The 21,966-nt window shown below is 43.3% G+C and carries 20 protein-coding genes; 14 read left to right on the top strand and 6 right to left on the bottom strand.

Features of this window, described 5'->3' with window-relative positions; translation table 11 throughout:
• The first annotated feature begins 1 nt into the window (after position 1).
• From BIW15_RS08705 to nirD, 4 genes are read left to right on the top strand one after another with little or no spacing between them, the layout of a single operon-like run.
• The gene (locus tag BIW15_RS08705) at positions 2-967 is read left to right on the top strand and encodes an ABC transporter permease (protein WP_025609899.1); all 966 of its coding nucleotides are present in this window, start codon (positions 2-4) and stop codon (positions 965-967) included.
• An 11-nt stretch (positions 968-978) separates the two neighbouring features.
• A complete protein-coding gene (locus BIW15_RS08700; protein WP_077280855.1) occupies positions 979-1,815 on the top strand; it encodes an ABC transporter ATP-binding protein in 837 nt (278 codons plus the stop codon).
• Positions 1,816-1,825: 10 nt separating this feature from the next.
• Positions 1,826-4,345 carry a nitrite reductase large subunit NirB gene (gene nirB / locus BIW15_RS08695; RefSeq protein WP_077280854.1) on the top strand — a complete coding sequence of 840 codons (2,520 nt, stop codon included), beginning with the start codon at positions 1,826-1,828 and terminating at the stop codon, positions 4,343-4,345.
• Positions 4,346-4,681: a nitrite reductase small subunit NirD gene (nirD, locus tag BIW15_RS08690; protein ID WP_074545255.1), complete on the top strand. Its 336-nt coding sequence runs from the start codon at positions 4,346-4,348 to the stop codon at positions 4,679-4,681.
• 98 nt (positions 4,682-4,779) lie between these two features.
• On the opposite strand, the gene BIW15_RS08685 is transcribed toward nirD, so the two are convergent.
• Positions 4,780-5,184: a PPC domain-containing DNA-binding protein gene (locus BIW15_RS08685; protein ID WP_077280853.1), complete on the bottom strand. Its 405-nt coding sequence runs from the start codon at positions 5,182-5,184 to the stop codon at positions 4,780-4,782.
• A gap of 1 nt (position 5,185) precedes the next feature.
• A complete protein-coding gene (locus BIW15_RS08680) occupies positions 5,186-5,761 on the bottom strand; it encodes a TetR/AcrR family transcriptional regulator (protein WP_077280852.1) in 576 nt (191 codons plus the stop codon).
• A gap of 144 nt (positions 5,762-5,905) precedes the next feature.
• Between BIW15_RS08680 and BIW15_RS08675 the strand changes: the two genes are divergently transcribed.
• From BIW15_RS08675 to BIW15_RS08660, 4 genes are all read left to right on the top strand, one after another.
• Positions 5,906-6,520, top strand: a complete 615-nt coding sequence (locus tag BIW15_RS08675) for a glutathione S-transferase (protein ID WP_005463777.1) — start codon at positions 5,906-5,908, stop codon at positions 6,518-6,520.
• A 221-nt stretch (positions 6,521-6,741) separates the two neighbouring features.
• Positions 6,742-7,002 carry a hypothetical protein gene (locus tag BIW15_RS08670; RefSeq protein ID WP_015313320.1) on the top strand — a complete coding sequence of 87 codons (261 nt, stop codon included), beginning with the start codon at positions 6,742-6,744 and terminating at the stop codon, positions 7,000-7,002.
• Between the two features lie 24 nt (positions 7,003-7,026).
• Positions 7,027-8,247, top strand: coding sequence for a PP2C family protein-serine/threonine phosphatase (locus BIW15_RS08665; protein ID WP_077280851.1), 1,221 nt, complete (start codon positions 7,027-7,029; stop codon positions 8,245-8,247).
• Positions 8,240-8,734, top strand: coding sequence for an ATP-binding protein (locus BIW15_RS08660; protein WP_024702012.1), 495 nt, complete (start codon positions 8,240-8,242; stop codon positions 8,732-8,734). The genes BIW15_RS08665 and BIW15_RS08660 overlap by 8 nt, the downstream gene beginning before the upstream one ends.
• Positions 8,735-8,761: 27 nt before the next feature.
• On the opposite strand, the gene BIW15_RS25090 is transcribed toward BIW15_RS08660, so the two are convergent.
• From BIW15_RS25090 to BIW15_RS08645, 4 genes are all read right to left on the bottom strand, one after another.
• Positions 8,762-8,953 carry a hypothetical protein gene (locus BIW15_RS25090; protein ID WP_042762376.1) on the bottom strand — a complete coding sequence of 64 codons (192 nt, stop codon included), beginning with the start codon at positions 8,951-8,953 and terminating at the stop codon, positions 8,762-8,764.
• Positions 8,954-8,988: 35 nt separating this feature from the next.
• On the bottom strand, positions 8,989-9,324 hold the full coding sequence (locus BIW15_RS08655; protein WP_020837948.1) for a hypothetical protein: 336 nt from the start codon (positions 9,322-9,324) through the stop codon (positions 8,989-8,991).
• A 2-nt stretch (positions 9,325-9,326) separates the two neighbouring features.
• Positions 9,327-10,862: a response regulator gene (locus tag BIW15_RS08650; protein WP_077280849.1), complete on the bottom strand. Its 1,536-nt coding sequence runs from the start codon at positions 10,860-10,862 to the stop codon at positions 9,327-9,329.
• Between the two features lie 111 nt (positions 10,863-10,973).
• The gene (locus tag BIW15_RS08645) at positions 10,974-13,115 is read right to left on the bottom strand and encodes a serine/threonine-protein kinase (protein ID WP_179115259.1); all 2,142 of its coding nucleotides are present in this window, start codon (positions 13,113-13,115) and stop codon (positions 10,974-10,976) included.
• A 322-nt stretch (positions 13,116-13,437) separates the two neighbouring features.
• Here BIW15_RS08645 and tagH point away from each other — a divergent pair, with 322 nt between their 5' ends.
• Genes tagH through tagF form a run of 6 tightly spaced genes read left to right on the top strand, consistent with a single transcriptional unit; the run spans position 13,438 to position 21,961 of the window.
• Positions 13,438-14,634, top strand: a complete 1,197-nt coding sequence (gene tagH / locus BIW15_RS08635) for a type VI secretion system-associated FHA domain protein TagH (protein WP_025625983.1) — start codon at positions 13,438-13,440, stop codon at positions 14,632-14,634.
• Positions 14,635-14,643: 9 nt separating this feature from the next.
• Positions 14,644-15,099, top strand: a complete 456-nt coding sequence (gene tssJ / locus BIW15_RS08630; protein ID WP_005463795.1) for a type VI secretion system lipoprotein TssJ — start codon at positions 14,644-14,646, stop codon at positions 15,097-15,099.
• 21 nt (positions 15,100-15,120) lie between these two features.
• Positions 15,121-16,446, top strand: coding sequence for a type VI secretion system baseplate subunit TssK (gene tssK / locus BIW15_RS08625; protein WP_017447471.1), 1,326 nt, complete (start codon positions 15,121-15,123; stop codon positions 16,444-16,446).
• Between the two features lie 11 nt (positions 16,447-16,457).
• Complete coding sequence (tssL, locus tag BIW15_RS08620) at positions 16,458-17,750, top strand: type VI secretion system protein TssL, long form (RefSeq protein ID WP_020842215.1); 1,293 nt, start codon at positions 16,458-16,460, stop codon at positions 17,748-17,750.
• A 15-nt stretch (positions 17,751-17,765) separates the two neighbouring features.
• On the top strand, positions 17,766-21,284 hold the full coding sequence (gene tssM / locus BIW15_RS08615) for a type VI secretion system membrane subunit TssM (protein WP_077280846.1): 3,519 nt from the start codon (positions 17,766-17,768) through the stop codon (positions 21,282-21,284).
• A complete protein-coding gene (gene tagF, locus BIW15_RS08610; RefSeq protein WP_077280845.1) occupies positions 21,266-21,961 on the top strand; it encodes a type VI secretion system-associated protein TagF in 696 nt (231 codons plus the stop codon). The genes tssM and tagF overlap by 19 nt, the downstream gene beginning before the upstream one ends.
• Positions 21,962-21,966: the final 5 nt, after the last annotated feature.

Here is a 21,966-nt window from a genome sequence, read left to right as displayed (position 1 = left end):
TATGTCTAGTAATGTCATTTCCCTGTTTCCTGCTAAGCAGGTAGTGAACCGAAGTCGGTTGGTGCTTTTGCCCGTCATTGGCTTGCTGATCTTTTTGGCAATGTGGCACTTAGCAGCGAGAGAAGTGCAAACTTCATTAGGTACGCTACCGGGACCTGTGCAAACTTTTCAGCAGTTCAGCAACCTTGTCGATGACCATTGGCAAGAGCGAGAAAAGGAACAAGCGTTTATCGAACGTCAGGAAAAACGTAATGCTGCGAAGTTAGCGAAGAATCCAGACGCCGAAGTAAAGATTCGTCCTTACACTGGTAAACCGACGTTCTTCGACCAAATCATAACAAGCTTAGTGACTGTGACTGCAGGCTTTCTGTTGGCGACGGTTATTGCGATTCCGCTTGGCATCGTGCTTGGTCTTAATCAAGGGCTGTATCAAGCGTTCAACCCAATCATTCAATTGCTCAAGCCCGTATCACCTTTGGCTTGGCTGCCTATCGTCACTATGGTTGTAAGTGCCACTTATGTGAGTGATGACCCGATGTTTGCTAAGTCGTTCATTAACTCTCTGATCACAGTGGCGCTGTGTAGCTTATGGCCGACGCTGATTAATACCGCCGTGGGCGTAACGAGCGTTGATAAAGACTTGGTCAACGTGAGCAAAGTACTTCAACTTTCGTGGTGGCAGCACATTCGCACCATCGTTTTACCTTCTGCCATTCCAATGATCTTCACCGGTTTACGTCTTTCTTTAGGTATCGCTTGGATGGTGTTGATTGCGGCAGAAATGCTCGCTCAGAACCCAGGGTTAGGCAAGTTCGTTTGGGATGAATTCCAGAACGGCAGCTCGGCATCATTGGGTCGCATCATGGTGGCGGTCATCACGATCGGCTTTATTGGTTTGATGCTCGATAGAGGCATGCTGCAACTTCAAAAGTGGTTGTCTTGGAATAAACAACAAGCGTTGAGATAAGGGAAAAGATCATGGAAAAAGCATTATTAGATCTAACGCGTTTAGGGATGCGATTCCCAACGCCAGATGGCGAATTCATCGCGCTTAAGAACGTCGATTTACAAATCAATAAAGGTGAGTTTGTATCCCTGATTGGTCACTCTGGCTGTGGTAAATCAACGGTTTTGAACTTAGTCGCAGGGCTGTACATGTCAACAGACGGCGGCGTGATAGTCGATGGGCGAGAGGTGGCAGGGCCGGGACCCGACCGCGCGGTGGTGTTCCAAAACCATTCATTATTGCCTTGGTTAACCGTGTATCAAAACGTTGAGCTCGCAGTTAAACAAATTGCCGGCAAAAAGGGCAAAGCGTGGATTCAGGAGCAAGTGAATCACTATGTGGAGTTGATTCAAATGCAGCATGCCGCGCACAAAAAGCCGGATGAAATCTCGGGTGGTATGAAGCAGCGAGTCGGCATTGCGAGAGCACTGGCACTTCAACCGAAGGTTTTGCTAATGGATGAGCCATTTGGCGCGTTGGATGCGTTAACTCGTGCGCATTTACAGGATGCACTGATGAAGATTCAAGCCGAGCTGAACAACACCGTCATCATGATCACCCATGACGTGGATGAAGCGGTGCTGCTATCCGACAAAATCGTGATGATGACCAACGGACCGGCTGCAACTATTGGTGAAGTGTTAGAAGTGAATCTACCTCGCCCTCGTGAGCGTGTTGCACTGGCAGATGATGCGCAGTATCAGAAGTGTCGACAAGCGGTGTTGAAGTTCCTTTACGAGAAGCAATCTAAAACCGAGATCCCAGCTTCGAAAGAAGACAAACCCAAAACCGCAGCGCAAACGGCATAAGGAGGCAGCGATGAACAGTCCTTTAACGATCCCAGTAAAGAACGCATTGAGCCACATCGTTGTGGTAGGTAACGGTATGGTCGGGCAACACCTCGTCGAGCAATTAGTGCAGAAAAACGCGCATTTGGAGCACAGAGTTACCGTGATTGGTGCAGAGCGTTTTATCGCGTATGACCGTGTACAGTTGTCCTCTTTGTTTGCGGGTAAGTCTTATGATGATTTAATGCTGAGTAACCAAGAATGGTACGACATGCATGGCATCCAACTCGTACTTGGCAGCCAAGTAACAGGCATCGACAGAGAGCAAAAGCGCATTCTGCTGGATGGTGAAGATGTGCTGGGTTACGACCAACTCGTGCTCGCGACTGGTTCGTACCCATTTGTGCCGCCAATTGAAGGTAAAGACCGCGACAACGTGTATGTCTACCGTACACTTGATGACCTTTCACAAATCAAAAAAGCATGTGAAGGCGCAAGAACAGGCGCAGTGATTGGCGGTGGCTTGTTGGGTTTAGAGGCGGCAAATGCACTCAAACTATTGGGGCTAGAAACTCACGTCATTGAATTTGCGCCTCGCCTGATGCCCGTGCAGTTAGACGATGGTGCTGGCTTAGTGCTAAAAGAGAAGATTGAAGCGCTAGGGCTAACCGTTCACACCTCAACGGGTACGGAACGAATCTGCGATGGTGAAACGGCTAAGCATCGTATGGTGTTTAAAGACAAAGATCCTCTCGAAGTGGATGTGATTGTCTTTTCCGCAGGCATTCGCCCTCAAGATGAGCTGGCAAAAATGGCTGAGCTAGAAGTAGGCGAGCGAGGTGGCATTGTGATCAATAACCAATGCCAAACCAGCGATGAGAATATTTATGCGATTGGCGAATGTGCCCTTTGGGAGCAGAAGATATTCGGTTTAGTCGCACCCGGTTACACCATGGCGAGAACTACAGCCGATGTCTTGACTGGAATGCCGAGCGAAGGTTTTAAAGGTGCAGACATGAGCACCAAACTCAAACTCCTTGGGGTGGATGTGGCGTCTATCGGCGATGCACAAATGCAAACGGAAGGCGCACAAGAAATGGTATTGCAAGATGCGGTTGCAGGCATCTACAAAAAGCTGGTGGTTGATGCGAGTGGCACTCAATTGCTTGGTGCGATTCTCGTTGGTGACAACAGCGACTACGATGCGCTCTTACAGTGTTATTTGAACAAAACTGTCCTGCCAGACCACGCGGCGAACCTGCTGTTTGATACCGGAATGCTGGACGGAGAGATGCCAGACAGCGCCATAATCTGTTCTTGTCACAACATCACAAAAGGCGACTTAGTTGCCGAGATTCAAGCTGGCACAACCAACCTGACGGACCTTAAAGCCAACACCAAAGCTGGTACTGGCTGTGGTGGCTGTAGCAATATGGTGAAGTCGGTATTGGATACGCAATTGGCAGCCATGGGGGTAGAGGTTAACAACCACCTTTGTGAGCACTTTGAGCTCAGTCGCCAAGAGATGTTCCATATTTGCCAAGTGGAACAAATCAAAGACTTCGACACCTTAATTGCACTGCATGGCAAAGGGCATGGGTGTGATATCTGTAAGCCGACAGCGGCATCTGTGTTTGCTTCTTTGTGGAATGAACACATCATGGAGCCACAGCATCAATCTCTGCAAGATTCCAACGATGCCTTTATGGCGAACCTGCAAAAAGATGGCTCTTACTCGATTGTGCCTCGTGTGCCAGGCGGCGAAATCACACCAGACAAACTTATCGTGTTAGGCGAAGTTGCTCAGCAATACGATCTGTACACCAAGATCACTGGCGGTCAGCGCGTGGATTTATTTGGTGCGCAGTTAGAGCAGCTTCCTGAAATCTGGCAAACCTTAATTGATGCTGGTTTTGAAACAGGGCACGCCTACGGCAAATCGGTGCGCACCGTGAAATCTTGCGTCGGCTCTACTTGGTGTCGCTATGGTGTTGATGATTCGGTTGGATTAGCCATTGAGTTAGAGAACCGTTACAAAGGATTGCGAGCGCCCCATAAGCTTAAGTTTGCCGTATCGGGCTGTACTCGCGAGTGTGCAGAAGCGCAAAGTAAAGACATTGGGGTGATCGCCACTGAAAACGGCTGGAATCTATACGTTTGCGGTAATGGCGGCATGAGACCAAGACACGCTGATTTGTTTGCATCCGACTTATCCAAATCAGAGTTGATCACCATGATTGACCGAGTTTTGATGTTCTACGTCAGCACAGCTGATCGCTTGCAGCGTACGTCGGTGTGGATGGAGAACATGGAAGGGGGCTTAGATTACCTTAAACAAGTGATTTTGGATGACTCTCTGAATCTATGTGATTCTTTGGACGAACAAATGGCGCGAGTCGTAGATACCTATCAATGTGAGTGGAAGAGTACGCTGGATAATCCTCAAAAACTGCAACGCTTCCGTCCTTTCTTGAACAGCACGGCGGGCAGTAAAGTCTTACCGTACCAGCGTGTACGCGGTCAGCGTATTCCGGCGAAACAGGAGGTGTAAATGGCAGCTTTAACCAAAGTGAAATTGTGTCAGCTTGATGATCTAATGCCGTTCATCGGTGCCACAGTGTTGATTGAAGGCGAGCATGTCGCGTTATTCTACATTCCTGATAACGGTGTTTACGCTGTTCAGGATTGGGACCCAATTGGTAAGGCTTATGTGATGAGTCGAGGGATTGTCGGTGATATCGATGGTGAGATGTGTGTTGCGTCACCACTGTACAAACAGCATTTCAGCTTAAAGAGCGGGCAGTGTTTGGAAGACGAGGCGCACTGTCTAAAAACGTGGCGAGTAACGGTCGACGATAATCAGGTTTGTTATTTAGTCGAAGAATGATCCTCGAAATTAGCTTGCTCGATATGAGTAAATTCTTAGCGTAAGAGACAAGCGAATAAAGCTCCAGAGACAGCACAGTATGGCTCTGGAGCTTTTAATTATTTGGAAGGGTTCACTTGTAGTTCGGTATAGCCAGTCGAGTTGTCCACCGCTCTAGTGAACTCAAGTTCTGAGTAAGAATGGATGATCAATTCTGCGGTAGTATCAATCACTGTGCCTTCCAGCAAATGCCCGCCCCAGACTCGTCCTTCACGATCAGACACCGAGATATGAACGTGCTGATGCTCAGGCGTTAGGGTTCCCATTACTGAGACAATTTCAAATGGCTCTTGTTTGGTTAACGTACTCTCTGCACCTGCCAAACGAAGGTTGAGGTGAGAGACACAGCCAACGCATGAGGCAATCGAGCCTGCTTTGATACCGTGCTGCTCGACCAATTTCGCTAGGCTCAGCTTTAAGTCCATACCTTTGGTAAGACGTACTGCTATTACTTCAATCGACATATTACTTCCTAATCAAAACCAGCAAGCAGGAAAGCGCCGTATCCAAGTCGGCATAACGTTTGGCTTTGCCAAGTACGCGCATCCCTTGCATGTTGTTGAGAACGAAACGAGCGAGTTCTTCTGTTTTCAGCGTTTTCGGCACTAAGGTTTCTTTTTGCGCATTAGTCAGCGCATCCGCAATGATGTCGATAAGATGGTCAAATAAGAAATGCCCTTTGCGCAGTACATCATCGTCTTCGCCAGCGTGCTCAATCAATGCATTTTGAATAAAACACCCACAGTTGCGTTTGCGTTGCAGCTCTGCAAAGGACTTAAGGAAAGACTCAAGTTCTGGCAGGGATGCGCCGTCTTTCTCTAAGTCGGTGAGTGAGGGCAATGAGACTTTTTTTAGATAAGCATCCAGTGCTTCGTAGTAAAGCTGCTGCTTATCACCATAGGTGTTGTAAAGGCTAAAGCGGTTGATATTCAACTCGTCAGTGAGATCAGAAATGGATGTATTAGCAAAACCTTTGCGCCAAAAAACGTCCATAGCGACTAAGAGTTTTTCTTCTCGATCGAAGTTGGCTTTTCTTGCCATATGCGTACCTACCTGAGCGGTTTTTCTCAAACCACTCCTAAACTTATTGAACAACTTTTTGGAAATGAAGTTCTTGACTGATCGTTTATAAACTGGCTACAGTATATCCTAACCAATCGGTTAGAAAAAGAAAAAGGATACAAAATGAAGCTCTATGAGACAGCGATGACTCCAAGTTGTAAGCGAGTTAGCATTTTTTTAAAGGAAATCGGTGGAGAGGTTGAGCGTGTCGCGTTGAACGTGCGCGAGGGTGATAATCTGTCTGAATCTTTCAAGCAAAAAAGCGTGAATGGCAAAGTGCCATTACTGGAGCTAGACGATGGCACAACGATCTGTGAAAGCGTGGCTATTTGCCGCTATCTCGATGAAGCGTTTGAAAATGACTTAGCTCTGTTTGGCGCAAATCAATTAGAACGAGCACAGGTGGAAATGTGGCACCGTGTCGTCGAGTTCCAAGGCCTTTATGCGGCATTCCAAGCGTTTCGCAACATTACGGCGATCTATCAAGATCGTGAAAACTGTGTGGCAGCGTGGGGTGAAGAATCCAAGTCTCGCGTCCTCGAGTTTTTGCCAACCTTAGATAAACGTTTGTCAGAGAGTGAATACATTGCGACAGACCAGTTTTCCGTTGTCGATATTACCGGTTATATTTTCATTGGTTTTGCGGTGAATGGTTTGAGTATTGAAGTCTTCGAGAAGTACCCAAACATCGCTCGCTGGTTTGAACAAGTGTCTGCCCGAGACGCATTCCAAAGCTAATTTTTTCGCAGCGAGCGTTTTCTCTCTCGCTGCGTATTGAACGCCAATGACAAAAAGGTATTCAAATACTTCAAGTTTTCTCTTCTTTTTTTACTCATCTCCTATAATTATTTTTATATACAACAACCTCAATAGGCTTCAATGCGTTTTAGAGCAGAGTGCTCTTAGTCTGTAGACGTTCTTTTCATTTAGAGATGTCTGGCAAGAGACAAGGAGAGGTTATGAATCTTCAAATCAAAACCATCAACAACGTACTGTTTGCTTCGCTCGTTGTTTCTATTTTTGGTTTAGTTGCGATGTACCTGAACTATACGCAGCAAAGTGATCAAATAGAGCAATTGCGCGGGCAGCTTATCGAAAAAGAAAATCAGATCGTCATTTCAAACGAAGCATTGTCTTACACCCGTTATCAACATCAACTTTTAGCCGAAGACTACAGTCGTTTTAGAGATGAGCAGTCAATAAACAGAGTTCTTCGTTAGTCGCTACCAGCGTTGAGGAGAGAGATGAAACCAATCTTATTGGTCGACGATAGCAAAACGGTATTGCTTTACATGACCTCCGCATTGCAAAAGCAAGGGTACGAAGTCGTCGCGGTGGAGGACGGTGAGTCTGCACTTGAAGTCCTGACGCACCGAAAAGATATTCAGTTTGTTCTCAGTGACCTGATGATGCCTGGGCTCAGTGGTATTGATTTGTGTCGTGTACTCAAATCTGCGGCGTTTGAGCGGTATATCTTTTTTGTCCTGCTTTCTTCACGCAATGATCAGGGCTCGATTGTTAAAGGCATTGACGCTGGCGCGGATGATTTCGTAGATAAAAAAACATCGGTAGAAGAGCTTCAAGCACGCATACGAGCAGGGTTTCGTACTCTCGATTTGCACAATATGTTACTCGCGAGAAATCAAGAATTAGACGTCGCTTACCAAACGATTCGCCAAGATCTAGAATCTGCTGGTGATCTCATGAGGCAGCTTTTACCGGTAGAGCTGCAAATCGGAGCGACAAAATTAAGTTATTCCTATCTTCCTTGTTCTCAGCTTGGTGGGGATATGCTCGGTTATGCTGCGCTTGATGAGCAGCATGTGGCGTTTTATGTATTCGATGTTTCTGGGCACGGTGTCTCTTCTGCTCTGATGTCGTTTTCCATTCAAAAAACGTTATCTCGAAGCTGTGGGCCGGAGTCGGTAACGACAGATCTTGTCGAGGGCGAATATGTTGTTTCGGAGCCGAATGTGGTGGTGGAGAGGCTCAACCTTCGATATCAACAAACACCTGACAGCCAATTGTACTTCACAATCGTTTACGCAGTTTTGAATACTCAAACAGGCAAACTGAGGTACTGTACCGCCGGTCACCCTAAGTTCTTATGGCGACATCAATCAGAAGCAACCATTGATATGGTTGGTGATGAGAATTTTATAGTAGGCGCGTTAGCACCAATGCAATACAAGGGCGGGGAAATTACGTTAGAACCAAACGACTCGATTTGGTGTTTTTCTGATGGCGTGGTTGAAGCGCGGTACGACAATGAGCTTTTCTCTGTAAATCGTTTAATCGCGAACGTACAGAGCGTTTCTGGACTTCCATTTGAAGCACAGGTGTCTTCTGTCGTCGAAAGTATTAAACGTTGGCAAGTGAAGGAAGAGCTAGACGACGATTTGACGCTTTTACAACTTCAATGGTCTGGTCCAAACACGTCGACATGTGAGGGTGAGGATGACTGATTACGAGTTTAAAAAAACGTTTCTTAGCTCACTAAAATCTTCCCGTGAGGCGAGTAAGCAGCTTGCCGAGTTTCTATTTCAGCATCAGGTATTGGTAAGTGATGTCCAACACCTCGAATTGTGCGTAGTTGAGGTGATGAACAATGCCTTTATACACTCCTACGATGAGCAGGAAGGCGAGCCGATTGAGCTCGAATGTGCAATCTTATCTGACTCTAAGTCTACTCAGATCGAAATGCGTATTTCTGATTACGGTCGTCCTATTAAAAAATCGGTTTTCCAAGAGCACACGAATAAAGAAATAACAGCCCCAAGCTTGTTTGATGAAGACAGCTGGATGTCGTCAGGAAGGGGATTAATGTTAATCAGTAATCTAGTTGACAGTTTTCAGGTATTGAGATGTGGTCGAAAAAACACGTTTGTATTGATTAAAAGAGAGGGGCGTCTAACAACCAAGCAAAGTTCTGTCACTTTACCTGGTTCTTAGTTTTCGTCCATGACGAGTTAGCTTTCTTTATTTGGTATCGGTGGTGGAAGCCGATGACAGAAGCGCTTCCAGTTCCTCTCTGGTCAACAAGTCTTGCGGATTTAGCATCCCGCTCTCGTCGTCCAAAGACATTTTGGTTCTGCTGATCAAATATCGCTTTTGAGTAGGAGTTAAGTCCTTGAGCGAATCAATCAACTCCTTGAAATGGTTGTTGTCCATGTTCATAATTTCCCCGTTCTAAGCCTTAAGGTGTTTTATTTTAAGTTTTCTAAGTAAGCGAAAATCTGCTTTTTAATTGTCACCAGCTCGTTATTAACTATAGTTATATCTTCGCATTCTGGTGCAGTATTGTTTCTTGTACTTGTTTCTATCTTCTCCAGCGCAACAACTGCGATATCTTCTCCAAAGCCTTCTAGAATACCTTTCAAGCTGTGTGCCATCAGATACAGCTCTGGCCAATTTTGTTGTACGAACATTTCATTTAGTTGTTCTGTCGCATCAGAGTAATCCTCCAAGTACGTTGAAAAGACAGCAATGATAATGTCTACGTCATTGTCCATGTATTGATTGAGCAATTCGAAGTTGATCATTTTCACTCCCTGTCGGTTACGTGATAGCTAAACGGTTCGGGTATCTGGCTAGAAAAAGAACCAGAGAGATAATCGCTTAACCATCGTGACCAATTTGGTGGTAATGCCCTTTGTTTTAGGAAGTTAACCACCGACTCCGAATTAGAATGGTGTTGTTGGTCCGGCGCTGCCAGAGTGTTCAGTTTTGTCTCTACTGAAAATGGATAGTCGTATTCGTGTGGTACGATATTGCACTCTTGAAGTCGGACTGATGAACACGATTGATTGATGACTCCGAGCAAGCTGCGTCTGATAGAAAACTCACCAAAAAATGCTAATAGCGGAAGGGCTTGTTTCAATAATGCTATCGGCATTTGTGTTGGAATATCGTAAAAGTAACTCAATGACTCTAGCAATTTTAGGTGCGCTTCTGCCGCGCGAGACTCGACGAGAAGTAGCTTGCACTGCATGAGCTGCTTAAAAGCTAATAGATTGACTTGCTGCTCTTTACCCAACTGCTTTTGCGTGAGTAAACAGAGTTCATTCAGTTGAACAAGCACTTTCTTCTTGGTATGAATATGAGTAAGCGTTTTAAAATGGTCGCTGACTAAATCAACGTAAGAAGAAAGGACATTAAGCCATTGGGCATCGGTTTGTGATAAATGGGCTGCATAGGTACGGCCTAGCTCATAGAGATCTTCAAACAGGCCCAACTTGGCAGTAATTCGGGATGCTGAGAGAAAACGAGAACCATTACTTGGCGTGAGCGAAAAAGCTCTTTTTGCCAAACAGAGCGCATGTCGTTGTTGCCCCAAGCTTTCATAAAGACCGATCAAACTGTCAATGGCAGCCAAGCAGAGCGGATTCCGAGTTACATAATCAGCCAGAACTTTGACTGCTTCAGATATGTGGCCTTGATGATGCAACAAAAACGCGGTCGCACATACTTTACTTGCATGCTCTTTCTGACTGCAGAGAGGTAAATAATCCTCAAGTAGTGTGTAGTCACGTCTTTCAACTAAAGTATCGATAATCAGAGATTCAACACAAATACTGGACGCGTGGGTCTTGTGAAGCAAGATGACATCAGATAGTAAGAGAGGTTGTGAAGCCAGCAGTCTTTTTGTTACAGCGGCAATGTGCTGTTGTTCTTGCAGTGCTTGGAGCATTTTCGTGTAAAGTGCTTTTGTTTGAAGGGGTTTTGTTAGCAGGTGACGAACCCGCCCTGAGCTAGAAAGTGCTGTGAGAACTGTCTCTTTTGTGGCATCGCTAGAAATCATAAGCACAGCGGTTGTGTCTGAAATCAGTTGCGCTCTGCTCAGGAGGTGAACGAGATCCAAACCTGTGTATTTTTCTGCAAGATGGTAATCAATTACCAAGAAGGAATAAAAGCGAGTTTTTGCGGCGAGCAAGGCCGCTTGCGTGTTAGTCACGCAAGTGATGTTAGAAGCTTTTGCGCCTAATGCAATGAGTTGGTGTTTCACTAGCAGTGATGATGTAGAACAGTCATCAACGACCAGGATATTGATATCACCAACGGCGACTCTTCCCTCGGCCAAAGTCTATCTTCCTTACTACAGCTACACTAATAAGCTAGTCATCTGAATGCATAAAGGCAAGGCGTTTTTGAGAAAAGGGGCTTAGAAGCCCCTTAAATGAGACAAAATTCGTTAACTTTGCTTGGAATCTTGCTCAATTTGTTTCATCAAATCGTTCGCTTTCTTCATTGCTCGTCTAGCGCTGGTGGTCTTTCTCTTATTCAACAGAATGTCGGAGAATTGTAGATACTTGTCCGCTGTTTGGAAGCGTAGGTCATTGATATCTTGGAATCCAACAGGGAAGTTTTCAGAGAATTTATCGACGTCTTTAACTAACTTATCCAAATGTACAGTGGTTCTTGCTTGCTTTAGGCGATAGTACAGGCCATCAAACTCGTCTTGATACAAGATTCGAGCGGCATCGATAGGGAAAGGTAACGGATTGCTCGAATCTATCGCCGTTTCATAGAGCTTCATTTCGAGCACCGCATCTTTCATCGCATTGCTTATCTCTAAGTTAGCTTTATGTTCATCGCTATTGGTGAAGAACGTGTTGCCAACCTTTATCAATGTTACTAATGCCGCTGCATCACGATCTTTCAACGCGTCACTTAAGTGTTTACCAAACACGTCACTAGAAAGTGAGCTCGGTACGAAAGGGTAGTCCTGATGGATCTGGTTTAGCTCTTCTTTTAGCTCATAGATAGACTTCGTATCTTCTTCCTTATCGTAACGTGATTTCTCCAAATGGCTGTTAATCTGACGAGCAATAGAAAGTAGAGTAGAGTGCTTACTTGATTGAATGTCTAATGCAAGAACTTCGATTTTATGTGAGTCCGGGTAGTATCCCTTGGCCTTTTGTAAAATAGCCTCAATCTCATCGTAATTCGGATAGCTAGTTGCATCGGAATTGAGTACATCGTCTATTTCTGATTCAAATTGACCGAGTAAATAGGGCTTATGTAGACGGAGCAACCCAGCTTTAATTAGAGGGTGAAGGGAAGCGTCACCATCGATTAAAGAGCGGCTATGCTCCGGCGAGGTACTTAATAGAAGCTCTGCATTTTGGATAACTTCGTTTTGTTGACTAAGCTTTGCTTCTAGATGGGAAATGGCAACTTGCTGTTGGTTGTAGACTAATCCAAGACCTGCCATAAACAACAAGCTGGCTGCGACTCCAGTGGCCAAGGGCCAATATTGCTTGTTTAAAAGACGCTTAACTGTCTTTGCATTAAAATCAGCTGGAATTGTGCCAGTTGAAAAAATCTTCGAGAAAATCGGCCACTTCGCTATTGGCATATTTGCTGGTTTAGAGACCTTAATATTTTTCTTTAGTGCTTCATTAACAGGTGTTCTTGAATATGGATGCTTACAACTCAACAATTCATACGTAATACAACATAAGGCGAACATATCATCGCTTATGTTTGGTTCTTTTCCTGAGAGCAGGTTGAGTGAGGCGTAGTTAGGCGTGTAGCCCAGCGTTTCTAGATCTTCTGTTTTACGTTTTGCTGCATACTGATCTTGTTTGATCTGGTGAGTTTTCGACACACCAAAATCCAAAAGCTTTACATGGCCTTCGGAGGTTAAAATTACGTTGGCTGGTTTTAAGTCGGCGTGTACAACACCGAGCGAATGAGCATAGGATAGTGCGTCGAGGATTTGGTTGAGGATAGAAAGCATTGCATGGTACTTCAAACCATTTGGACGAGATCGTTGGATTAAACTTTCCAACGTTTCGCCGTCAATATATTCCATCACTAAAAAGTAGATATCACCGTCGACTCCGAAATCAAAGACCCGGATTACGTTTGGATGACTAAGTCTTTGTGTTTGTTGCGCTTCTCGAATCAACATTCTTGCTGTCTCTGGCTGAGACGCAAACTCTTTCTGTAAAACTTTTAGAGCAACATAAGGGGACTCCGAGCCAGAAGACTCAAGAATTTTGTCTTTTGCTAAATAAACATCACAGAGTCCACCATGACCTAAAATAGACTCAATTTCGTAACGGTTTTTTACTGTTTGCCCAATTAAATTTGAGTTAATAACACTTTTGTTTTTTGTGTTCTTATTATCACTTTTGTTGATAGGTGGTATTGTGTTTTCTTTTTGAGACAGTTTTGTATCCGTTTCATTTATATTTTCAGCGGAGTCTTGTTTATTAACGTTTTTAGCGGGTTCAATTGCGTTTTCTCTTTTTTGAGTCTTTACAATTTTTGTTTTATCTCCGCTATCGCTGCTATTTATAGATTTGTCTTTATTTTTTTCTTCCATCACAAGGACTCCATATAAATGATGGGGTTAATATATATATTCCTGCTAAATGAAAAATACTTCGGTTAGATTTTCTCGGCCAAACTAACATCGGTTTTTTGACGGGTGAAAGTTTGAGTGTCAAAAATTTGAACCTGGTTGGATATTTAAAATTGTTCAACAATTCATGATTGCTTTGATAAAAAAATGATTCATTATGCCGTCAATAGTTTTTATAACAGCTATAAGAACTCTATTAATCTTAATGTTAATAATTAAAGCTTCAAATCTAATTATAAAAATCGATATATAAATATTTAGCAGGTCTTTGGCGAGGTTTTTCATGAAATTGGTATTGACCATAACGAGTTTCCACAAATTTACTCCGGAAATAGAGAGTGAGTTTGTGTTTGAATCAAGTGATGAGCATGCAAAGGTAACCTTCGGACGCTCAGAACAATGTGACTGGACGTTACCAGACCCTGAGAGAGTTATTTCTGGGACTCACGGCGAATTGATTAAATTTGGCGATAAATATCTAATTAAAGATTTATCAACAAATGGCACATTTGTTAATAATGCAGTTACTCCAATCGGCCAAGGGAATGAGCTTGCTTTGTCCCATGGTGATACTGTTGCTTTAGGCGATTATCAAATACTAATTAGTATTAGTGATATCCCTGAAGATAGGACAGAGCATCAATTTACATCTAAACCAGAGGTTAAGACGCCAGTTGGATTCGAACAGCACGTAGAATCGATTCCAGAGGTGGAAGATTTTGGTTTAAGTGCTGCCGAGTTGATGGATGAAAGTGTCCCATCAGATTTTCAGTTAGACATTGGTCTAGTAGATGATTTTCTAGAAATTCCGAGTCACGGAACTGAAGTACCAGAACCTAAAGTTACATCAATGCAGCCTGATACCAACGCTAAAAGTCAAAAACCTACAGTGCATCGAGGTGAACTGGAAGCCTTCATTTATGGCATGGGGATCGACCCCAATATGGTACCAAGCCAAAATCGAGAGCAGTGGTTTGAACAATTAGGTCAGTCGTTTTCTCTCATGCTTATTGGGCTAATGGAGACTCTTCACAATCGGGCTGTATTTAAACAAACCAATCGCGTCAACCATACTGCATTTAGAAAGTCTGAAAATAATCCACTTAAGTTTTCAGCAAATTTGGAAGATGCAATCCACAATTTGTATAACCGTCAAACGTCAAGTTTTTTAAAGCCTAATGCCGCAATAAAAGAAGCATTTAACGATATTGAAAATCATGAGCAGGCTTTAATGCAAGGAGTAGCGGGTACGGTATCGAGTGTCATGTCTCTCGTTGAACCTAATACTATTTATTCAGATGCATTGGCTAAAGACAATGTAATTAACAAGGTTATTCCAGCAAGAAAATATGCTCAGAGTTGGAAGCGCTTTGAAGGTATTCATAGCCAATTAACAGATGAACTTGTCAATAAAGAGTCTCCATTTTATTTAGAAGATTTTGCTAAGCACTACGAATTAGCGCTCAAGAATAAAGGTTAAGGTGGGATTGTGAAACAAATTTATAAATCATTTTTGTTATTTATATTTTTAGTATTAATGGGATGCTCCGCCGCTAATTTAGTGGTCGACCCATATGCGGATTTAGAAATAACGGCAAATCATAATATCAACCCTGACTCGAATGGAAGACCATCACCAGTTGTTGTATATGTATTTGAACTTACTTCAAATACACTGTTTGAGAGCCAAGATTTTTTCTCTATTTATGAGGAGCATGAAAAAGTACTCGGTCCAGACTTGGTGAATAAATATGAAATATCTTTGACACCAGGCCAAAAAGAAATCTACCAAGCTAGTATGTCTCCTAAAACAGAATATTTGGGTATCGTAGCCGCGTTTCGCGATATTGAGAATTCAAATTGGCGACAAGTCATTAAAGTAGATAAGACGGGTTACAACACTTATCAAATCTCGTTAGAAGATCTGTCTTTGGTCGTACAATAACGTTTAGTTGGCTAATTATAAATGATGCAATACTCCAAGACGGCTTGGTGCGAGGGGATGTTTCTGCGTCCCCAGCATTTTCAACAGCACGAACGCGCAATATCTAATGAATATAAAGGCTTACACAGTTTAGGTGGCTCATATAACTGGGGCGTTTGGAATTGCCGTGTAAAAGAACATGCCTTAAAAACAGGCTTGATTGAACTTGATAATCTTCAAGCAATTCTTCCTGATATGACGCTGATAGACTTTTCAGCAACGACAAGTTTTCTGTCTCCTTTAAAGGTAAAAAAAGGGACGGAAAATACCTTAGTGAAGGTGATCGTTCCACTCTCAAAAGTCAGCAGTAAAATGATCGCGGATCCAAGTGAAACAACGGTTTCTCGGTATTTACTTCAAGATCTAGACGTTATTGATAACCTGACGGGCCAAGATGAAGAAACGATTCAAGTGGCCTCATTAAATATCGAGCTGAAATCAAGCAATGAGCAGTTAACAGGTTATATAGAGCTACCAATCCTTAAGATTAAAGAAGTTTCTACGGAAGGAGAGGTCATTCTTGATGACTCTTACGTACCGCCACTTCTAAACTTGTTAAATGACAAGGTGATGACGGGGTATCTCCGTAATGCAATGGCAATGACCAAGATACGCGCAGATGTTATCGCTCAACGACTTGTTAAAGGAAAAGCGGCTTCAGCATCTGCGGTAGATTTCATAATGCTGCAAATGTTGAATCGATATGAAGCCATATTGAAGCATTTTAGTGAGCTGGAGAAAGTACACCCCTTAGAGCTTGCGACAACCTTTAAAGGCTACATAGGCGAGTTGGCAACGTTTTCTCACACCACCAAGCGCTTACCTAATCTCAAAGCTTACGATCACCTTGAAGTTGCAAGTGTGTTTGCTGAACTTAATCAAGTCCTTAGTCAGTACTTGAGTGTCGTTCTTGATCAGACTGCAAGTAAGTTGCCACTAGAAGTACGCCAGTACGGTATTCAAGTGACACCACTTCCAGATAAGCGACTATTGGAATCATGTCAGTTTGTATTGGCGATTAAAGCGGACACAACAACGGATGAGATTAGACGCTTAGTCCCTGCGCAATTGAAGCTTGGTCCGGCAGAGCAGATTAGAGATCTAATCAACAACCAGATTAATGGAATTAACGTAGCTCCTTTAAGTGTCGTGCCGCGACAGATTCCATATCAAACCGGGTATGTTTATTTTGAGGTCGTTAAGAAGGGGCCATTCTGGATGCGACTTAAAGACAGCGGTGGTATTGCACTGCATTTATCTGGTCATTTCCCAAATCCGGACATAGAGCTTTGGAGCATTAATCAATAAAAGTGGTAAGTATGGAACAGACGATAGTAAAACCTACTCCTGGCGGAAGAGCGGCTGTATCTAAAGCTCAGCCTCAAAGATCAGCAGACAGTACTGTTGTGATATCCAAAAGCCCTGAGTTGGTTAACAACGATTCAGTTGTTGCTTATGGAGATAATCCACTATTGGCAGAAGCTAATGGTCTACTTTCGATTATTGGACAAATCAGAGCAACAGCTACTCATTCCGATCCTTTATTTCTTAAAGAAACGCTCGCGCAAAAACTTAGGGATTATGAGAATCGTCTGCGTCAACATGATGTTGACCTGGAAACCATTGATACCGCACGTTATTGTCTGTGCTGTTCTTTAGACGAAGCAGTATTGAATACCAATTGGGGGAGTCAATCGTTTTGGACACATGATTCTCTGTTGAGCTCTTTTTACGCGAGCAGCCAAGGTGGAGAGGCTTTTTTTAAGCATCTAGACAGCTGTCTGGCTCATCCGGAATCCCACTTAGATTTACTAGAGCTAATGTACGTATGCTTATCTTTGGGTTTTATAGGTCAGTATCGTTTAGAAAAAAATGGGCTTGAAGCTCACCGTAGATTGAGAAAACAAGTTGTATCAGTGCTTAAGTCACATGGTCGCGGAGTACAGCAAGAGCTTAGTAACAAAGTAGAACAACATATATTGGCAGGTGCTCAGGTTTCGGAACGTGCTCCTCTATGGGTGGTTTGTTCGGTAACTTCCGCACTGCTTGTTTGTATTTTTATGTACTTCAGCTACGAGTTGAACAAAGCTTCCAACCAAACTTTTGCTCAATTGGTAAACCTGATTCAACCAACCCCAGCAGTTAGTAATCCTATGGTTGAGTCAAAGTCAGCACCTATTGCCGAAAGAATATCTATGTATTTGGCAACGGAGATTGGCAAGGATCTTGTCACTGTGGAAGCGTTGCAAGATAGAGTTCGTATTTCTCTTAAAGCTCAAGACCTATTTGAATCTGGTAGTGCGAGCGTTGTGGCTTACATACAGCCAGTTATTTCTAAAGTTGCACGCACCTTAGAAGCGACACAAGGGAAGATCATAATTACCGGGCATACCGATGACCGTCCGATATTTACCAGCAAGTACCCATCCAATTGGCACTTGTCTTTAGCTCGGGCAACTTCTCTTTCCGAACAGTTAATCTCCAACAGTGCACTTAAAGGAAGAGTGATTCCTGAAGGGTTGGGTGATGCGAGACCTTTGGTAGAAAATGATAGTGAAAAGAACCGAGCAATGAATCGTCGAATTGAAATCGATCTTATTGTGGGCAACTAACGGTTGGGCAAGGAAATGAGTATCAAAGAAATAGGCAGAGTATTTACCCAAAGATGGTTTCTTGGTTTAGTTGGTGTAGCCGCGTGCTCCATTTTTATTTGGGTTGTGGGTCCTCTGATCACGGTTGCAGGTTACGAGCCGCTTAAAAGTGATTTCCAACGTTTAGTTACGATCTTAGTGATTGTTTTTGCTTGGGCGCTTATCAACTTAACAAAGCAGCACAAACAGAAAGTTAGAGAAGACGAAAGTATTCAGACGTTGCTTGAAGTAGACAGTCAGTCAGACAAAGAAGCCGCCAGTGAAATTGACGTAATGCGCGATCGTATAGAGCAAGCGATCAAAGTTGTGACAAAAACGCATAAAGGAAAGCGTAGTTTGTACGATTTACCTTGGTACGTTCTGATTGGTCCTCCTGGAACAGGTAAAACCACGGTTCTAAAGCAATCTGGCTTGGAATTTCCGTTAGCTGAGAGCTTAGGGGCTGACTCTATAGCTGGTGTAGGTGGAACACGTCACTGTGATTGGTGGTTTGCTAATAAAGCAGTACTTATTGATACAGCAGGACGTTACACCACGCAAGATAGTCAAGAAAAGGTTGACTCTAAAGCTTGGCACGGTTTCTTAGGGTTGCTTAAGAAATACCGCACTCAAAGGCCTATCAATGGCGCTATCGTAACAATCAGCCTAGCAAGTATGATGTCTCAAACTCGCACAGAGCGTAGCTTACATGCCAGATCAATAAAATCTCGCCTTCAGGAACTCAAAAATCAGTTGGGTATGCAATTCCCAATCTATGTTCTGCTGACGAAAATGGATCTGGTTGCTGGCTTTAATGAATTTTTTGCTGATTTAAGTAAAGAAGAGCGTGAGGAACTTTTTGGATTTATGTTCCCACGAGAAGTTGATGACGAACGTGGTGTCATTTCTCTCTTTAATAAAGAGTTTCACGGCATGTTGGAGCGGCTCGATGCGCGCATGTTACGTATATTAGAAACTGAAGATGACTTAGAAAAGCGCACGCTAATATTCGAATTTCCAAAACAGCTGCGAGTTTTACAAGCAAACTTAGATGAGTTTTTGTCTGAGATATTTGCGCAGAACACGTTTGAAGAGCCAGCCCTTATTCGCGGTGTTTTCTTGCTTAGCTCTGTACAAGAAGGTATTCCTGTTGATCGACTGATGAGTGAATCAACTAATGGATTGGGACTAGGGAGGTTGCCTTTAGCGACAAACGTTAACAGTTCGCATAGCTATTTTGTTAAAAATCTTTTTGAGCGAGTCATCTTTAAAGAGCAATTACTAGGTACCGTTAACCGCCACTATCAAAAGCAATCTGGATGGATGCGTACGGGCATATACGTGGGTTGTGTTGGTGTTCTTGTTGGTGCTTCTGCTCTTTGGTTCCTGAGTTATCAATGGAATTCAAAGTTAATTGTCGATACCAATAGCCAAGTAAATCATATTGAAGCGATGATAGGTGCAGAGAGCCTTGATTTTGAATCGGACGTTATCAGTGCTGTAGACACGTTAGACAAGATCATGATGTTGCCACTAGGGAAAAATAGTAAATATGGTCATTCTGATGCAGTGAAAAAGTTTGGTCTGTATCAAGGTGACAAAGTTTCTCAAGCAGCAAATAACGCGTATTCAGATGCTCTTTCTCAACACTTTGCTACTCTGCTGTCAGAGAGTTTGGTCTCGGAAATGGAAGCGAATAAGCAGCATCGTGAATACTTATACGAGACGTTAAAGACGTATTTAATGTTGTTTAATCCGGAAAAGTATCAACAAGAAGAGGTAATTGCTTGGTTCAACTTCTACTTTGAACGCCAGTATCCAGGAGAGTTAAACAAAGAGCTACGTGAGCGTTTGCTAGTGCATACTAAAAACTTACTAGAGAACGACGAGAAAGGCTTCTCAATGGATGCGACTGCTATTAGTGCTGCACGAGAAGTTCTAACGCAAATGTCACTTCCAGAGCGTGCATATCAGCGTATGAAGATGCAGTTTGCTAAAAGCCACGTTCCGTCTTTCCGTTTAACAGACGTGTTAGGACCTAAAGGTTTAGAACAATTTGAGCGAGCAAGTGGAAAACCTCTATCGCAAGGTATTTCCAGTTTTTATACCTACAACGGTTTTCACAGCATTTTCCAAATTCAGATTAATCGCACTGTCAAAGGATTGATGGAAGAAAACTGGGTGTATGGGGATGATCTTAAAGCTCATGAAATTGATCATGATAGTGCTATTCAGGGGGTTCAAGCCCGCTATTATCAAGATTATGTCAATGAGTGGAAAACTCTGATAGAGGATATTCAGCTTAAACAAGCTCCAAGTTTGGCTTTAGCAACAGAGCAATCAAGAGTTCTATCCGGTGTAGAAAGACCAATTGAATCACTTCTGCGTGCAATACAAAAGGAAGTGGGGTTATCGAAAGTAACGTTATCGGAAAATCAAAAGGCAGCAACGGAAGTCGCAGCAAAGGTTGCAAAAGTGAAGTTTTCTAATACGGCAGACAAACTCGATATGTATTTGCCTGAAGAGAATGGATTTAATGTTGCTCTACCAGGTAAAGAAGTTGAATCCCATTTCACCGAAATCTTACGACTTAGTGAACAAGACTTTGATGATATTCAGCAAGCGATGGTGAATTTGCGTTCGTACTTATCTGATTTGTCTAGCTCTGGCAACAATCAAAAAATTGCTTACAAAAGCATATTGGATGGAACGGTGACTCAGGATGTTGCTGCCTCCTTTGCTAGAGCAAAAGATCTCTTACCAAAACCGTTTAATCAATGGTTGGGAGAGTTGTCACAGGAATCGGTTAAGTTTGCAGAAAGCGGCTCTAAAGATCATCTAAATCAGCTTTGGGTGACTAATGTAGTGCGTCCTTATCAGCGGACTATAGCAGGTAGATACCCATTTGAACCTAATGCAACGAAGGAAGTTCGTCTAAAGGACTTTCAACGATTCTTCGGGTACGGTGGTACGTTGGACTCGTTCTTCCAAGAATATCTGGAGCCGTTTGTTGATACGTCTAAGAGTCGTTGGAGACTAGAAAAAGAAATCGGTGTAAGGCCCGAGACGCTTGCAGTTTTTCAAAGGGCAAAACGCATTAGACAATCGTTCTTTGAATCAGATAACTCGCTACGAGTCGAGTTTGGTATGAAACCCGTATATCTAGATCAACACATTACTCGATTTGTACTAGAGCTAGGTGATCAAGACTTGGTTTATAAGCACGGTCCTGCGAGATCGAAGGAACTTCGCTGGCCATCGGGTCAAGATCAGACGCGTATTGTGTTTACACCGCCCGAATCAAAACGAGAAATTGCTCATACCTATGAAGGGGAATGGGGCATTTTCAAACTATTGGACCAATCACTCAAGGCTCGACCAGAGTCCCGCAACGACAACATTGTCATGATCGATTTGAAGGGGAACAAGGTTCAGCTTGAGTTGATTCCATCTAGTGCAATCAACCCATTTTGGTCTAATGAGATGGAGAAGTTCAGATGTCCGCAAACCTTGTAACGCCTGAGTGGGGCTACATCGGAAAAATGCCGGCTAAAGGTGACTTTGTTAAGGACGGTATTTCTCCTGAATTTGCAAACCGTTGGCACGACTGGCAGCAAGCTGTTATTGCAGTGAGTAAAGAGCAACTGGGTGACACTTGGAACGATTATTTTTTAACTGCACCAGTTTGGCACTTTGCACTGGATGTGAGTTACATGGACGATGCTACGTATATCGGCAGTATGATTCCAAGTGTAGATGCATGCGGTCGCTACTTCTTTTTTACTGTTGTTCGAGCGGTAAAAGGCAAAGCAGCACAGTATTGGGCACAAAGTGGCTGGACGGAAGATAGTCAGACTCTAGCGCTGTCAGTGTTAGACGATGAATTTGTATTTGATGTATGGCACCGAAGCATGCAGGAAAAGTGTGAGCTTGTTTCTGAAGTATCGATATGCAATGAAGAAATGGCGCTTTTGTACCAAAGCCCGATCTCAACAGTGTTTAGCTTTTCAACTGAAGCAAAGCAAAACACGTTGTTAAATCATCTAATTGAGAGTCAACATAGAAAACCATGCTTCTGGTGGACAGAAGGCTCTACTCATATTGAATCATGTATGTTTGTTAGCACTGGGCTGCCATCTATTGGCCAATTCTCTGCAATGTTAGATGGTCGTTGGCAAATGTGGAGTTGGTAGGAAGC

This window comes from Vibrio sp. SALL6, from assembly GCF_002002385.1.
GTDB classification, from domain to species: domain Bacteria; phylum Pseudomonadota; class Gammaproteobacteria; order Enterobacterales; family Vibrionaceae; genus Vibrio; species Vibrio parahaemolyticus.
This window is presented reverse-complemented; position numbering and strand designations above follow the sequence as displayed.

What these genes read in the sequence shown, in the direction of transcription:
- BIW15_RS08705 (WP_025609899.1), top strand. Translation starts at nt 2, where the DNA reads ATGTCTAGTAATGTCATTTCCCTGTTTCCTGCTAAGCAGGTAGTGAAC.
- BIW15_RS08700 (WP_077280855.1), top strand. Translation starts at nt 979, where the DNA reads ATGGAAAAAGCATTATTAGATCTAACGCGTTTAGGGATGCGATTCCCA.
- nirB (WP_077280854.1), top strand. Translation starts at nt 1,826, where the DNA reads ATGAACAGTCCTTTAACGATCCCAGTAAAGAACGCATTGAGCCACATC.
- nirD (WP_074545255.1), top strand. Translation starts at nt 4,346, where the DNA reads ATGGCAGCTTTAACCAAAGTGAAATTGTGTCAGCTTGATGATCTAATG.
- BIW15_RS08685 (WP_077280853.1), bottom strand. Translation starts at nt 5,184, where the DNA reads ATGTCGATTGAAGTAATAGCAGTACGTCTTACCAAAGGTATGGACTTA.
- BIW15_RS08680 (WP_077280852.1), bottom strand. Translation starts at nt 5,761, where the DNA reads ATGGCAAGAAAAGCCAACTTCGATCGAGAAGAAAAACTCTTAGTCGCT.
- BIW15_RS08675 (WP_005463777.1), top strand. Translation starts at nt 5,906, where the DNA reads ATGAAGCTCTATGAGACAGCGATGACTCCAAGTTGTAAGCGAGTTAGC.
- BIW15_RS08670 (WP_015313320.1), top strand. Translation starts at nt 6,742, where the DNA reads ATGAATCTTCAAATCAAAACCATCAACAACGTACTGTTTGCTTCGCTC.
- BIW15_RS08665 (WP_077280851.1), top strand. Translation starts at nt 7,027, where the DNA reads ATGAAACCAATCTTATTGGTCGACGATAGCAAAACGGTATTGCTTTAC.
- BIW15_RS08660 (WP_024702012.1), top strand. Translation starts at nt 8,240, where the DNA reads ATGACTGATTACGAGTTTAAAAAAACGTTTCTTAGCTCACTAAAATCT.
- BIW15_RS25090 (WP_042762376.1), bottom strand. Translation starts at nt 8,953, where the DNA reads ATGGACAACAACCATTTCAAGGAGTTGATTGATTCGCTCAAGGACTTA.
- BIW15_RS08655 (WP_020837948.1), bottom strand. Translation starts at nt 9,324, where the DNA reads ATGATCAACTTCGAATTGCTCAATCAATACATGGACAATGACGTAGAC.
- BIW15_RS08645 (WP_179115259.1), bottom strand. Translation starts at nt 13,115, where the DNA reads ATGGAAGAAAAAAATAAAGACAAATCTATAAATAGCAGCGATAGCGGA.
- tagH (WP_025625983.1), top strand. Translation starts at nt 13,438, where the DNA reads ATGAAATTGGTATTGACCATAACGAGTTTCCACAAATTTACTCCGGAA.
- tssK (WP_017447471.1), top strand. Translation starts at nt 15,121, where the DNA reads ATGATGCAATACTCCAAGACGGCTTGGTGCGAGGGGATGTTTCTGCGT.
- tssL (WP_020842215.1), top strand. Translation starts at nt 16,458, where the DNA reads ATGGAACAGACGATAGTAAAACCTACTCCTGGCGGAAGAGCGGCTGTA.
- tssM (WP_077280846.1), top strand. Translation starts at nt 17,766, where the DNA reads ATGAGTATCAAAGAAATAGGCAGAGTATTTACCCAAAGATGGTTTCTT.
- tagF (WP_077280845.1), top strand. Translation starts at nt 21,266, where the DNA reads ATGTCCGCAAACCTTGTAACGCCTGAGTGGGGCTACATCGGAAAAATG.